The sequence below is a fragment of the Streptomyces aurantiogriseus genome, from assembly GCF_014649375.1.
Lineage (GTDB): Bacteria > Actinomycetota > Actinomycetes > Streptomycetales > Streptomycetaceae > Streptomyces > Streptomyces aurantiogriseus.
In genome coordinates this window covers 15,238-28,995 of the sequence record NZ_BMSX01000016.1, presented here as the reverse complement: position 1 = coordinate 28,995, position 13,758 = coordinate 15,238, and the positions used below count along the sequence as shown (strand labels likewise).

At 71.4% G+C, this 13,758-nt stretch carries 12 protein-coding genes; 4 read left to right on the top strand and 8 right to left on the bottom strand.

All coding sequences use genetic code 11. The annotated features are described in order from the left end of the window. Window positions 1–26: 26 nt before the first annotated feature. From IE263_RS29955 to IE263_RS29945, 3 genes are read left to right on the top strand one after another with little or no spacing between them, the layout of a single operon-like run. Window positions 27–614, top strand: coding sequence for an SMI1/KNR4 family protein (locus IE263_RS29955; protein ID WP_189940965.1), 588 nt, complete (start codon window positions 27–29; stop codon window positions 612–614). After that, on the top strand, window positions 611–3,880 hold the full coding sequence (locus tag IE263_RS29950; RefSeq protein ID WP_189940964.1) for a protein kinase: 3,270 nt from the start codon (window positions 611–613) through the stop codon (window positions 3,878–3,880). The genes IE263_RS29955 and IE263_RS29950 overlap by 4 nt, the downstream gene beginning before the upstream one ends. Next, on the top strand, window positions 3,877–5,115 hold the full coding sequence (locus tag IE263_RS29945; RefSeq protein WP_229911238.1) for a protein kinase domain-containing protein: 1,239 nt from the start codon (window positions 3,877–3,879) through the stop codon (window positions 5,113–5,115). Before IE263_RS29950 ends, IE263_RS29945 begins: the two co-directional genes overlap by 4 nt. Window positions 5,116–5,118: 3 nt before the next feature. On the opposite strand, the gene IE263_RS29940 is transcribed toward IE263_RS29945, so the two are convergent. From IE263_RS29940 to IE263_RS29925, 4 genes are all read right to left on the bottom strand, one after another. Continuing rightward, window positions 5,119–5,841 (bottom strand): hypothetical protein, encoded by a 723-nt coding sequence (locus IE263_RS29940; protein WP_189940963.1) that lies wholly within the window; start codon window positions 5,839–5,841, stop codon window positions 5,119–5,121. A gap of 37 nt (window positions 5,842–5,878) precedes the next feature. Continuing rightward, on the bottom strand, window positions 5,879–6,517 hold the full coding sequence (locus IE263_RS29935) for a DUF7019 family protein (protein ID WP_189940962.1): 639 nt from the start codon (window positions 6,515–6,517) through the stop codon (window positions 5,879–5,881). A gap of 37 nt (window positions 6,518–6,554) precedes the next feature. Next, on the bottom strand, window positions 6,555–6,695 hold the full coding sequence (locus IE263_RS29930; protein ID WP_189941157.1) for a hypothetical protein: 141 nt from the start codon (window positions 6,693–6,695) through the stop codon (window positions 6,555–6,557). Between the two features lie 404 nt (window positions 6,696–7,099). After that, on the bottom strand, window positions 7,100–7,501 hold the full coding sequence (locus IE263_RS29925) for a DUF5997 family protein (protein WP_189940961.1): 402 nt from the start codon (window positions 7,499–7,501) through the stop codon (window positions 7,100–7,102). Between the two features lie 58 nt (window positions 7,502–7,559). On the opposite strand from IE263_RS29925, the gene IE263_RS29920 reads away from it, so the two are divergent. Then, entirely contained in the window at window positions 7,560–8,339 is a 780-nt protein-coding gene (locus tag IE263_RS29920) for a LysR family substrate-binding domain-containing protein (protein ID WP_189940960.1), read from the top strand. A gap of 53 nt (window positions 8,340–8,392) precedes the next feature. On the opposite strand, the gene IE263_RS29915 is transcribed toward IE263_RS29920, so the two are convergent. The 4 genes from IE263_RS29915 to IE263_RS29900 form a co-directional block, all read right to left on the bottom strand. Then, window positions 8,393–11,197 (bottom strand): beta-L-arabinofuranosidase domain-containing protein, encoded by a 2,805-nt coding sequence (locus IE263_RS29915; RefSeq protein WP_189940959.1) that lies wholly within the window; start codon window positions 11,195–11,197, stop codon window positions 8,393–8,395. Between the two features lie 159 nt (window positions 11,198–11,356). After that, window positions 11,357–11,833 carry an Lrp/AsnC family transcriptional regulator gene (locus IE263_RS29910; RefSeq protein WP_189940958.1) on the bottom strand — a complete coding sequence of 159 codons (477 nt, stop codon included), beginning with the start codon at window positions 11,831–11,833 and terminating at the stop codon, window positions 11,357–11,359. Window positions 11,834–11,961: 128 nt separating this feature from the next. After that, window positions 11,962–12,576 (bottom strand): MBL fold metallo-hydrolase, encoded by a 615-nt coding sequence (locus tag IE263_RS29905; RefSeq protein WP_189940957.1) that lies wholly within the window; start codon window positions 12,574–12,576, stop codon window positions 11,962–11,964. Beyond that, a complete protein-coding gene (locus IE263_RS29900) occupies window positions 12,573–13,709 on the bottom strand; it encodes a CapA family protein (protein ID WP_189940956.1) in 1,137 nt (378 codons plus the stop codon). The genes IE263_RS29905 and IE263_RS29900 overlap by 4 nt, the downstream gene beginning before the upstream one ends. Window positions 13,710–13,758 lie beyond the last annotated feature (49 nt).

Below are 13,758 nucleotides of genomic sequence, written 5' to 3'. Positions count from 1 at the left end.
GCGGGCGACACGAGAGAAGAGCTCGCATGGACTCCCGCATCCCGCGGTTGCGACGCAAGCTGGCACGCATCCCCTACGCGCCCAACCGAAGCCACTCCTTTGGGGAGGAGCGGCACGAATTTCGTCTCGGCCCCCGCCTCACCAAAGGTCAGGCAGATGCCTTTCAGGCCGAGCATGACGTGGAACTCCCGCAGCCCTACCGAGACTTCCTCACCAACATGGGTGGCAGTGGTGCGTCTCCGTACTACGGACTGATCCCGTTGGAGGACTGCACGCTCTTCACGATGAACTCCAGAGACGCCAGCACGGGCTCAAGAGGATTCAGCCGGGCCTATCGCCCCACCCGCCGTGGTGACCTGTTCCTGCACGTCATCGAACGCGGCTGCAACGATCTCGTCCTCATAGGCATAACCGGCCCTCTCACCGGGCGCATGCTCATCGGCAACGCAGACGGCTTCTGGGGCCCGAACGTCTCCTCAGCCCCGGACTTTCTCGCCTGGTATGAACGATGGCTCGACCACATGGCTGCCGGACAGGACAACCGGGCTCTGGCGCTCACTTCATCCCAGCTCCGAGCGCATCCGATTCGGCAGCGGCTCGCTCACTCGCCGTGACCACTCCACAGAACCTGAGCCAGAACCCCGACGGCGACAGCGGCGGTGACGGTCCCTGTGCCCGCCTCCTGGACCTGGCGGTGCAGATGGCCTGGGGCATTCACCACGCGCACCAGGAGGGCCTGATCCACCAGGACGTCAAAGCCGCCAACGTCATGGTCGACGTCGACGACGGCTGGACGGCCAAGGTCACCGACTTCGGGATCGCCCGCGCGCTCGACCTCGGTGCGCCCGGGGCGAGTTACGGAGGGCTGACGCCCGAGTACTGCTCCCCGGAGCAGGCGCACGCGGCGGTCGGTGCGCGGATCGGGCTCACCCGCGCGACCGATGTCTGGTCATGGGCACTGTGTGTGCTGGAGATGTTCGCCGGCGACAGGCACTGGCGGCACGGGCAGCTGGCGCCGGAGCTGTTCGCCGCCTTCCTGGAGGGCCGGCTGCCGCAGGCGTGCCCGATGCCGCCGGCGCTGGCGGAGTTGCTGTGGCGGTGCTTCGAGACCGACCCGGCGAAGCGTCCGCAACGGCTCGACGAGGTGGCCGCCGCGGTGGCGGACGTCTACGCGGACGTCGTGGGCACGCCGTATCCCCGTAGGCCGCCGCAGGGCGCGCGGCTGCTCGCCGACGGTCTGTCCAACCAGGCGCTGTCGCTGCTCGACCTGGACCGCGCGGACGAGGCGGAGCAGTTGTGGAGCAGGGCCATGGACATCGACCCGCACCATCCGTCCACTGTCTACAACTGGGCCGTGTACCGCTGGCGGCACGGCGTGCTCTCCGACGAGCAGGTCGTGGCGGAGCTGGAGACGGCCCGCCGTCTGGAGGGCGAGCGCTGGCAGGAGGACCATCTGCTCGGGCTCGTCCACGTGGAGCGCGGCGCCGACGACACGGCCCGCGAGCTGTTGGCCTCGGCGCCCGATCTCCCCGAAGTCCGGTCCGCACGCGCTGAGTTGGCGCGCCGGGTTCGGCAGCCCGAACCGGCCCGGCTGACGGGTCACCGCGCTGCGGTGACCGCCGTCGCCGTGGACGCCGAAGGGGAGGTGGCGGTCACCGGGGACAGTGAGGGGCGAGTGCTGGTGTGGGCGCCCGCCCGGCAGCGCCTGCGGTACGAACTGACCCCCACCGCGGCTCCCGTCACCGGCACGGCCGTCTCCGCGGACGGCACCACCGCGCTGGTCGCACGCGGCCGGGAGCCCGTCGAGGTCTGGGACCTGGTCCGCCGCGACCTGCCGCGCGTCCTCACCGCTCCTCCGTCGGCCGTCACCGCGCTCGCGCTGAACGACTCGGGCACCGCGGTGGTGGCCTGCGAGGACGGGCGGATCCTGGTGTGGGACGCGCGCACCGGACGGCTGCTGCGGGACCTCACCCATCCGCCCACGGCGTACGCGAAGGGAAACCCGTTCACCGGACGGATGGAGCCGGGGGTCCGCTACGAGCCCGCCGCCGTCCACGCCGCCGCGGTCACCGCGGACACCGGTCTCGTCGTGACCGCCACTTCGCGCGGCGCGAGCGTCGTCGTCTGGGACGTCGGCCGGGGCCGCCCCCGGCACCAGTTGGTGAGATCCAGGGACGGGCACCTCACCGGCATCGACGTGGTGGCGCTGAGCCCGGACGGCACCTACGCCCTGCTCGCGAACAGCCTGTTGCACGAGATGCACATCTGGGAGACGCGGAACGACCGGACTCACCGCACCGTTCCCAGCGAGTTCGACTCCCACCTGATGGTCGCGGTGAGCGCAGACGCCCGAATCGCCGTCTCGGCGCCCAAGGAAGGCGTCCACCGGCCGCTGAGGGTGTGGGAGACGGATTCGGGCCGGTGCCTGAGCACGATCAGCACCCGGCAGGCGGACCCCGAGAAGCCCGAAGACCTCATGCACGTGCGGCCGCGGCGCATGGCGCTCAGCGGGGACGGCCGTATCGCGGTTCTGGGCGAGGAATACTCCGGCGTTCAGGTCTACCACCTGCCGCAGCCCGGCTTCCGCGCCGGTTGGAGCTACGCCCGGCCACGCCGTGCGACCGCCCTCGACGACGCCGAGTCACGGGTGCGGCGCCTGGTCGAGCGGGCGGAGGAACTGGCCGAGCAGGGCAGGACGGCCCAGGCCGCCGCACAGGTGCGGGTCGCCCGAGCCGTGCCGGGCTACGAACGTCATCCCGACCTACGGAGGATGTGGTCCGAGTTGGGCCGCCGGGCCAGGGCCCGACGGACCGGGCTGCTGGGCCTGTGGCGCCGCTACGACATGCGCGGCGGCACCTTCACCTTCACCCAGCGCGTCACCCTCGCGTTGAGCCCCGACGGAGAACTGATGGTCACCGGCGGCATCGACGGATTCGTACGGGTGTGGAACCTGCAGACGGGGCAGGCACTGCACCGCTTCCCCGAGCGGGCGGGCAAGCCCCACACGGTCCTGCTCGCCGACGAGGGACGCCTCGCCGTGAGCGCCGACTGGGACGGGACCGCCCACGTCTGGGACCTGGCGTCCGGCAGCCGGCGTGGGGAGCTGTACGGGGACTGCGGCCTGGTCAAATGCGTCTCCGTCGACCGCGCCGGGCAGCGGGCACTGGTCGGGACCGACGACGGCGCGCTGTGCCTGTGGGACCTGGGGCGGGGGTCCAGAGCGCCCTCCCTGCTCCGTACGATGCTGGGGCACGACGGGTGGGTGCAGGAGGTGCGGCTGAGCGACGACGGGAAGTACGTCGCGTCGGCCGGCGGTGAGGACCGCACGGGCAGGCTGTGGCGGACGGCCACCGGAGCCCCGCTGCTCCACTTCCCCGTCGACGACACCCCTGTCGCCCTGAGGTTCGCGGCGGACGGCCGCCGCCTCTTCGTCAACACCGGACGGGATGTGTCGGTGTGGGACGTACGGACCAGGCGGCGGGTGTGCGCGAGACCGACGTATTACCACGAAACCCTGGCCCTGAGCGCGGACGCCCGCATCGCCGCGACCTGCGGGATGGGCACGGTCGAGGTCTGGGAGACCGACACCGGCCGCACGCTCTGCGAACTGCCGGTGTTCAGCGGAATGTTCGACCTGAGTCCCGACGGCCGGTACGTGCTGTCGACCAACATCGAAGACGATACGCCGCGCCTGTGGGACGTCCGAACGGGAACCTGCGTGCACACGCTGGAACCGCACCCCACGGACATCATGTCGGTCGCCTTCACCGCCGACGGCCGCAACGCGGTGACGACCGACCGGCGCCCCGCGATCCGCCTGTGGGAGCTGGACTGGGACTACGACTTCACGGCGGACGACGGCACCGCGGAGGCCCGGTGACCGCGCAGGTGACCGTCCTCGTGATCGCGGGCAGGGAGGAGACGTCGTACGTCTACCGCGAGCGGGCCACCTGCGAGGTGGGGCGTTCGGACGGGTGCGCCATCCGCATCGACGGCCGGCACCGCAGTGTCTCCCGACGTCATTGCCGCCTGGACATCGACCCGCCCCGCGTCCTCCTGCGCGACCTGGGCAGCAGCTACGGCACCTACGTCAACGGCAGCCGGCTGGGCCGCCTCACCGAGTACCAGGTCTCCCCCGGGGATGAGATCCGCATCGGGGACGTGCGGCTGCGGATCACGGCATCCGGGGAACGGGCCCAGAGGCGGGACGACGACCACGACCGACAGGACGGCGACGACGACCACGACGGTTACGACATCCTCCGCGAGCTCGGCCGGGGCTCCCAGAGTGTCGTCCACCTGGCCCGGCACCGGGAGAGCGGTGAACTCGTCGCGCTGAAGCAGATCCTGGTCAGGGGAACGGTCGACGAGAGCGCACGCTTCGCCTTCCGCCGGGAGCTGGACGGCATCCGGGCCCTGCGCCACCCGAACATCGTCCAGGTCCGTGACAGCGGCGACCGGCACGACCGGTTCTTCTTCGCCTACGAGTACTGCCCCGGTGGCACCCTCGAACGGCTGGCCGCCCTGCACGACGGCCGCGTGCCGCCCGGCGAGGCGCTGCCGGTCGTGCACCAGGTGCTGTCCGCGCTCGGCCACGCCCACCGGGCGCCGCTGCCCGCGATGCGGCGGGCGGACGGCACGACCGTCGCGGCCCGCGGCCTGGTGCACCGCGATGTGAAGCCCGCCAACATCCTGCTCGCCGCGCCGGGAGCCGACGGGCGGCAGCCGGTCAGACTCGCGGACTTCGGGCTGGCCAAGGCGTTCGAGCTCGCCGGACTCTCCGGGCACACCAGGACAGGCGCGATGGGCGGCACGCTCCCGTTCACACCCCGTGCGCAGCTGATCGACTTCAAGTACGCCGGCCCCGAGGTGGACGTGTGGGCGACAGCGGCCTGTCTGTACTGGCTGCTGACCGGGGCGACACCGCGCGACTTCCCGCCGGACCGGGACCCCGTGGCGATCGTGCTGCGCGAGCCGGTGGTACCGATCCGGGACCGCGATCCGTCGGTCCCGCCCCGGGTGGCGCGGGTCGTCGACGAGGCGCTGGTCGACACCCCGAGGATCGCGGTCCGCTCGGCGGAGGAGCTGGCGGCGACGCTGCGAGAGGTGGGGTAGCTCTCAGGTGCCGCTGTCCTGGAGGCGGGCCCAGCCGATCCGGGTGGTGAAGCCGGTGCGGCCCAGCGGTTCCACAGGCTGGTCGTCGTAGGCGAGTGTGCGCAGCGCGTCGTCGTGGGCGGCCCGCTGCTTGCGGGAGCAGCGGCTGCGGTCGAGTTCGAAGGCGGCGAGGACGGGCGGGATCAGGTCGACGTCGTCCCCCGTGCGTCGGGCGATGTACTCCTCATACCTCGGGTCGTCCGGGTAGTCGAGCGTCAAGGACACGGGGGGTTCGCGGCGCAGTGTTGCGGCGGCCAGACGGAGGGAGCCGGCCAGGTAGCGGAGCATCGACAGGATGTCGCCGCTCAGCGTGGCGTTGTTCGGATCGGGCTGGTAGACCGGCGGGGCGTCCTCCGGCACGACGTAGCACACGTGGACGCGGCTGTCGGGCAGCGTCATCAGCAGGGCGGGCCACCGGCCGCCGCCCTCGATCGTGAACTGGGGGCGCTCCGGTTGCAGCATCCAGCGCAGCGCCACCTGCTCGATCGTGCTGACGGCTTCGGGCGGCAGATTGTCCGGGCTGTACGGGCCACGGCTGCGGGTCACGAGGGCCTCCCTGCCCATGGCCGCCGTGATCCGCGCACCGGTCGCGTCGAGGTGCAACATCAGCGGGTGCAGGCCCAGTTTCAGGATGACGTCGGACACCGCCTGGACCAGCGCGGCCGTGCTCTGACCGGTGCGCCGCACGGCGCCCACCCCCCATTGGGTCCGATGCAGTTGCCGTTCAGTCCACGAGCGCGACGTACAGGGGGCTGCCGAGCAGCACCGCCGTGTCGCCGCCGCGCTGCAACTCCGGATACGGGCAGGGCCCGTACAGCATCCGCTTGGCCACGAACTCCACGGTCTGCGCGGGACCGCGCAGCACTCCGTTGGCCTGCATGACCGTGGCCAGAGCGTCGGGGTCGCCGATGCCGTCCCGCTGGGCCGGCGCGGCGAGCCGGTCGAGCAGGACGGGCGGCACGGAGGCGCTCAGCCGGGTCTGCGGCGGCGGCTCGCCCGCGACGGTGCCCAGCACATGGCCCGCCGATCCGCCCAGCCCGACGACGGTCCGTTCGGTGCGGCCGCCGAAGTAGACCGTGTCTCCGTCGCCGATCACGCTCCACTGCATGGGCAGCACACCGTGCACATACTGCCCCGGCTCGTCCACGGTGCCGAGGTCGGCGTGGTCCTCCAGGTGACGCAGCACGCGCTCCAGACGCGTGATGCGGTCGGGGCCGGTGGCCTCGACGGTGCGCTTCGCGCCCGCCATCGTCAGGCCGACGCTGAACTCGGTGACGCGCTTGCGCGCGTACGCCGGATCGATCTGCGCCAGCATCATGTCGACCTTGGCGTCACTGACGTACAGGTAATAGCGGACGGACACACCCGCTCCCTCCGGCGCGACGGCTCGCGCGAGCAGGCTACCCCCATTCCGGGTCCCGATGCGTCGGCGCGAACATCCGCAGTACGGCCGGGAGTACGACCACCGACGGGGCCGCCGACCCCAGCGCCTGCGCCGGGTCCCGCTCCAGGGTCTCGGCGGCCGCGCCGCTCTCGGTCACGGCTCAGCACATAGGGAGGTCCGCCCACGCCAGCGCAGCCTTACCCCACTCGGCTGCCCGCCTCGGCCGTCCGTTCTCACCCTCTGCCAGGCGCTTGCGCAACCACTGCGAGCCAGCCAGCGCCCGGTCGAAGACCGCCTCCCCGAACATCCTTGTCAGGTCGGACGGGAACCAGGACGCCCGTCACGGCGAACGCTTCGTAGACGACAAGCGCATACCAGTCGACGCCAGGGATGCTCCGCACAGTGTCCTCGTTCGGCCAGACGGAAAGAGGGGTGGCGAGGTACTTGACCTGTCCTGGCTCGCCGACTGGAACCACAACCCAAGGCGCTTCATCTGGACGGAGACCGCCGACGAGATCCTCGACAAAGTCGCCGCTTACCGCCGACGATCTCCGACTCAGGTCACTGAGCGCGCTCGGCCTTCTCCGCCCGCTCGGCGTGCTGCTTCTTGATGCGGGCCGCCTCCTTGCGGACCTCCGCCTGGGTGGCGCGCTCCTTCTCCAGCCACTCGGGCTGCTCGTCCTTGAGGGCCTCGATCTGCTCGGTGGTCAGCGCCTCCGTGACACCGCCCCGTGCCAGGCCCGCGATGGACACCCCGAGCTTCGCGGCGACCACCGGACGGGGGTGCGGGCCGTTCTGCCGCAGCTCGCGCAGCCACGCGGGCGGGTTCGCCTGGAGCTCGTTCAGCTCGGCGCGCGAGACGACACCCTCCTGGAACTCGGCGGGGGTGGCGGGGAGGTACACACCCAGCTTCTTCGCCGCGGTCGCGGGCTTCATCGTCTGGGTGCTCTGGTGCGACTTCATGCCGTCCAGACTATCGGCCGGGAACGAGACCTCCGACCACAGCCGGTAACCTGGCGGGATGACCGACTCGGCGGATTCCCCCTCGTTCCGGCTCGCGTACGTCCCCGGAGTGACGCCCGCCAAGTGGGTGCGGATCTGGGAGGAGCGCCTGCCCGACGTCCCCCTCACCCTCCTCCAGGTGACCGCCGCCGAGGCCTCCGACGTCCTGCGCGACCGCGCCGCCGACGCGGGCTTCGTACGGCTCCCGGTCGACCGTACGGTCTTCAGCGCGATCCCCCTCTACACGGAGACGACCGTCGTCGTGGTCCCGAAGGACCATCTGATCACCGCCGCCGAGGAGATCACCCTGGACGATCTCGCCGACGAGGTGGTCATCCACCCCCTCGACGACGTCCTCGGCTGGGAGCAGCCGCCCGGCGAGCCCGCCTTCGAACGCCCCGCGACGACGGCGGACGCGATCGAACTGGTCGCGGCGAACATCGGCGTCCTGGTCGTGCCGCAGTCGCTGGCCCGGCTGCACCACCGCCGGGACCTCACCTACCGCACGGTCGTGGACGCCCCCCAGTCCGGCGTCGCCCTGTCCTGGCCCGAGGACGCGACCACCGACCTGGTCGAGGACTTCATCGGCATCGTCCGCGGCCGCACCGTCAACAGCACGCGGGGCCGCACCCAGCAGCAGCCCCAGCCGAAGGCCGACAGGAAGCGGGAGCCCCGCAAGCCGGCGGCGGGCAGGACGACCGGCGGCGCCGCCCGGGGCCGGACCGACGGTCCCAAGAGCGGTGGCGCCAAGGGCGGTGGCGCCAGGCGGGGCACGGGCAAGCCGCGCCGCCGGTCGTAGACCTCCGGCCACAGTACGAACGTCTACGGTACGAACGTCTACGGTACGAACGTCTACGGCACGAACGTCGCGCCCTGCGCCGTGCTCACCACCTTCTCCCCGTCCGCCTGCCCCAGCAGCCCGGCGGCCACCCAGGCGTTCACCACGCTGCGCACCCGGGTCACCAGCGCGCTCTTGTCCGCGAACGGCGCCGCGGCCCAGATCTCGTCCAAGAGGGTCGTGCCGTCGGACCTGGCCGGGTTGACGACACCTGAGTCGGTGTTCCCGAAGACGACCCTGGGCTCGGCACGCTGCACGTAGGCGTGGGTCGGATCCTCGGTGCCCTCGAAGAAGGGGGCGAACTCGGTGCCGCCCAGCGTGTAGTGGAGGGGCTTGCCGGACACGGGCGTCAGCGTGGGCAGCAGGTCGCCGGAGAGCGCCGCGTTGGCGTACAGGCCGACCGGGAGGTAGCTGGTGCTCGTGCTGCGGCCGACCAGGTTGACGGGGCCGTAGAACAGGGTCTGCAGGGACGGGTCGTCGAGGGCCTTCTCGACCCGCAGCCGGAAGGGGATGGTGACGCGCACCGTGTCGCCGCTCTGCCAGGTCCGGGACACGGTGAAGTAACTGCCCGCGGCCGGAGTGCCGCTGACCGCACTGCCGTTGACGGTCACCTTGAAGCCGCCGGCCGCCCACGACGGCACGCGCAGCTTCAGCTCGAAGGCGGCCCTGCTCCCGCTGAAGGTGAGCGTGGTGCCCTGTTCCCTCGGGTAGTCCGTGGTCTGCGTGACGGTGACGCCCTTCTCGGACCAGGTCAGCGTGGAGGGGCTGTACAGGTTGACGTACAGGGCGGAGTTGTCCGCCTTCTTGAAGTACACCGAGTCCTGGTACTTGGTGGCGCTCTCCATGCCGGTGCCCTCGCAGCAGGTCGTGCCCTGCTTGGGGGTGTAGTCGCGCACGTGCCCGGGCTTCAGGCCGATGAAGTACGTGACGAGCGGCTTCTCCGCGTCGGCCTTGTCCTGCTTGGAACCGAGGACCTGGTTGTACAGACCCCGCTCGTAGTAGTCCATGTACTTCGGATCCTGGTCGTGGAAGAACAGCATCCGGCTCAGCTTGAGCAGGTTGTACGCGCAGCAGGTCTCGGCGTTGGTGTCGCTGATGGTGCCGGCGATGACCCCGCGGGCCTTCCAGAACTCCGCCGTGCTCGTACCGCCGATGCCGTACATGCGCTGCGGGATGACCATGCCCCAGAAGTTCTTGGCGGCGGTGAGGTAGCGGCTCTCGCCCGTCGCGTCGTACAGCCGGACGTAACCGGTGAAGATCGGGATGTGCTGGTTGGCGTGCAGGCCGTCGAGGATGTCGGTGTTCGCGGTGCAGGCGTCGATGAGCTTGTCGAGGTCGAACAGCTTGGCCAGCGCGAGGTGTTCGGCCTTGCCGGTGATCGAGTGCAGATCGACGATCGTCTCGACGATGCCGCCGAACTCGCCACTGGAGAAGATGCCCCACATCCGCTGCAGGGTGGCGTCGGGCAGCTTGGACAGCCGGGAGTACATCCAGTCGCACATGCCGGACGCGAGGTCGAGCGCCCGGGCGTCGTCCGTGGCGAGGTGGGCGTCCAGCAGGCCCTTGAGGATCTTGTGCGCGGTGTAATACGGCGCCCACACCCTCGTGTAGTCACCGCTGGTCATCGACTCCAGTTCGATGAACTGCGTCTCCGGGTAGGCGGCCAGGAACCCGGGGTGGCTCGGCCCGCCCCAGGTGCGGCGCAGGGTGGCGGTGAGCCCGCGGCCGGAGGCGTCGGCGAAGGTGCCGCCGGTGGTGGCGAAGAAGTAGTACGACGCGAGGTTGCCGAGCCCCGCGGAGGAGTTCTTGGCCTCGTTGGTCTGCAGTGAGGTGATCTCGGCCGCGGTCAGGGCCCGTGACCAGACGTTGAACTCGTCGAAGGCGCCCGCGAACACCGGGTCGCCGGAGAAGTTGGAGCGGCCCAGCCAGTTGTTCGTCAGGGTGCCCAGGACGGACGGGTTGAGCGTCATCGAGGTGTTCTGGGCGACGGCGGTGCCGTTGACGTAGAGGGTGCCCGTGCTGCCCGAGATGGTCACCGCCAGGTGGCTCCACTGGTTCAGCGGCAGCGCGGCCGTGCCGTTGAGCGCCTGCTCCCCGCCCGGCCCGTTGGTGGTGATGGCGAACCGGGGCACACCGTTCGCGTTGCGGGTGGCCAGGTACATGTACCGGGTGGTGTTGTTGCCGAAGTCGAAGGCGCGCTGCCAGTTGGCGTTGTGGGTGGGCTTCACCCAGACCGACAGGGTGATCGCCGCCGCCCCGCCGAGTACGGCGGCCGGGAGGTCGACGTACTGGTACGAGCCCCGGACGTTCTCGTGCGCGCCGCCCCACTTCCCGGTGACGGCGAGCATACGCGGGTCGCTGCGCAGGGCCTCGCGCACCTCGGTCAGGGCACCGACCATGGTCCGGATCTTGTCGGCGTACGCTTGCTCTCCGGTGCTCGCGTACGCCTGCGACAGCATGGTCAGGAAGTGACCGGTGTAGTGGCCGCGGAGGTTGCCGTTGGCCTCGCCGTCCAAGCCCTCCCAGCCGCCGGGGGCGACGGCGCCGCCGGTGGCGAGGCCGGCGTTGGCGCGGAAGACCTGGAGCAGCCGGTTCACGTCGTAACCACGGGCATGGTCGAGCATCAGCTGGCGCTTGCCGGCGAAGATGCCGGAGCCCAGCTTGACGGTGTCGAGGGGGAAGGGCCGAAGCGTCCAGGCGGCCGGGGGCGGGAGCGTGACCGCCGAGGCCGCGGCGACCACCCCGCCGCCGATCCCGGGGACGGCGGCGGCGAGTATCGCGCTCTGGAGAAGGGTCCGTCTGCTGAGGGGCGGTGCCATGTGCTGCTCCTCCGGGTTCACATGCGGGTCCACGTGGCGTTCCGTACTGTTCGAAATCACGGACAGTGTGCGGATGATCGACCAGACGGTAGAGGGGTGACGGGAGGGCGTCAACGGTGCTGACGGGATTGACAGCTGAGCGTCCGTCGGACGGGCCGCTCAGGTTCCGGCTGTGCGCCCGATCGACTCCACCAACGGCAGCAGGCGGTACGGCACACGCTCGCGCAGGGCGACCTCGGTGCGGGTGCGGACCACACCGGGGAGACTGATCAGCTTCTGGATCACGTCCTCCAGATGGGCGTTGTCGCGCGCCACGACCCGGGTGAGGAGATCGCCGCCACCGGTGATCGAGAACGCCTCGACGATCTCCGGTACGGCGGCCAGCGCGTCGCCCACGTCGTCGAGGTGGCCCTGGGTGACCTCGATGTGCACGAACGCGAGCACCGGGTGGCCGAGCGCGGCGGGGGAGAGGTCCGGGCCCGTGCCGGTGATCACGCCGTCGCGCTCCAGCCGGTCGAGGCGGGCCTGGAGGGTGCCGCGGGCGACGCCGAGGATGCGGGCGTACTCCCGCACGCTTGTGCGCGGCTGCTCCAGCAGCAGACGCAGGATGCGGGTGTCGAGCTCGTCGACGGCCATGGTGCCCGGCCTCCTCGTGTCGTCCCCTGGTGTGCGTGATCGTCGCCGACTGTACCCATGGACCGGCGGGGCGCACTCCTGGCCGTCCGTGGGCCCGGGCATCGACTCCATGGGCGTCCCCGCGGCCGTCAGCAGCGCAACGAGTAGGTGCGTCCCTCGACGCCCCACTCACCCACCGCCGGCCGCAGCCCCGCGTCGAGGGCCCGCAGGCCGGGCCGTCCGATGTGCGCGTAGATCAGTCGCTCCACACCGTGCCGGACGGCCTCCTCCGCGATGGCGCGGACGCTCGCGTGGCCGCCGACGCCGCCCCGGAACCGTATCGGCCGGTCCCAGCCGGCGGCCTCGGCGAACATCAGGTCCGCCCCCGCCGCCCACGCGGGAAACTCCCAGAACTCCGGTGCCCAGACGACCACGCGTGCGCCCGCCTCGATGCGGTAGCCGTACGCGGGATGCGAGGTGTGCGCCACCGGACGACAGCCCACCCGCACCTCCCCCAGCTCCAGATCACCGGCCCGTATCCCGACGTCACGCCCGGCCGCGCTCCGGCGCAGCGCCGACCCCAGCTCGGCCTGCTCGTCGGTGACCAGCCAGGCGTCGAGCCGCCCGGGCGGGGGTTCGGCCCCGGGGCCGCCGTCGAAGGCCACGCGGTGACCGGCGCAGCGCAGCAGCAGACCGGCGGGCGCGAACCGCGGCGAGTTCATCGCCCCCACGCCGAGCAGCGTCAGCCGCAGCCACCGGGTCACGGGCCGCTCCGCGTCCGGTGTGCGGTGGCGGGGTGCGCCAGAGCGAGGGTGCCGTCCACCTCGATGGTGATGCGGACGCCGTCGCTGATCCGGTCGAGAGTGGTGCGCAGCCAGGCGCGGTCCGCGTCCGGCGCGGGCTCCAGCCGCATGCGCCGGGCCCTGAGGGGCAGCATGCGCAGACCGGCCAGTCGGCCCGTGTCCGCCGCCACCGTGACGAGGTAGGCGATCCGGAGGTCGTCGCGGTACTCCTCGTAGCCGGAGATCCCCTCGTAGTCGTCGATGAAGTCGCCGCAGCCGTGCAGGACGAGCCGCTCGCGGTACACCTCGAGACGGCGGGGATGGTGCGAGGAGTGGCCGTGGACGACGTCGACGCCGCCGTCCACCAGGGCGCGGGCGAAGCGGATCTGATCGCGGGGGGCGAGGTAGCCCCAGTTGGAACCCCAGTGCACGGACACGACCGCGAGGTCGCCCGGGCGCTTCTCCCGCCGCACATGACGGACCACGGCGGCGGCCGTGTCCGCCGACAGCTCGGGAAGGTAGGCGACACCGGCCGTGCTGGGCGTCGCCGTCCACTCCGGCGGTATGCCACCGGATCGCGCCCCGAGGGCGAACACGAGCACCCGGCCGCCGGCCGGGACGGGCACCGCGGCGGGCGCGTAGGCCTCGGCGGGGCTCCGTCCCGCCCCCGCCGTCCGCAGACCCGCGCGGGCCAGTGAGTCGAGCGTCTCCTCCAGGCCCGGGCGGCCGAAGTCCAGCACGTGGTTGTTGGCCAGGACACAGACGTCGGGCCGGGCCACCGTGAGGGCGGGCAGGTTGGCCGGGTGCATCCGGTAGTGGATCCCCTTGTCGGGCGCGAAGGCATTGCTGCGCGTGACGGACGTCTCCAGGTTCACGATCCGGACGTCCGGGGCGGCCTCCTCCAGCAACCGCAACGCCTCGCCCCACGGCCAGGAGGGATCGACGGGGGCGGGGATCGGCCCGTTGACCGACTCCGCCAGCCGCACATAGGAACGGGCGTCCTCGACGTAGCCCTCCCGCAGCTCCGGGCTGCCGGGATGCGCAAGGATCTGGTCGACGCCGCGCCCGAGCATCACATCGCCGCACAGGAACAGCGTCACCACGCCGCCGCCCATGCCCCCACGGTAACCCTCCCCCAGGAGGGACATGGAGGCAGTCGGGACG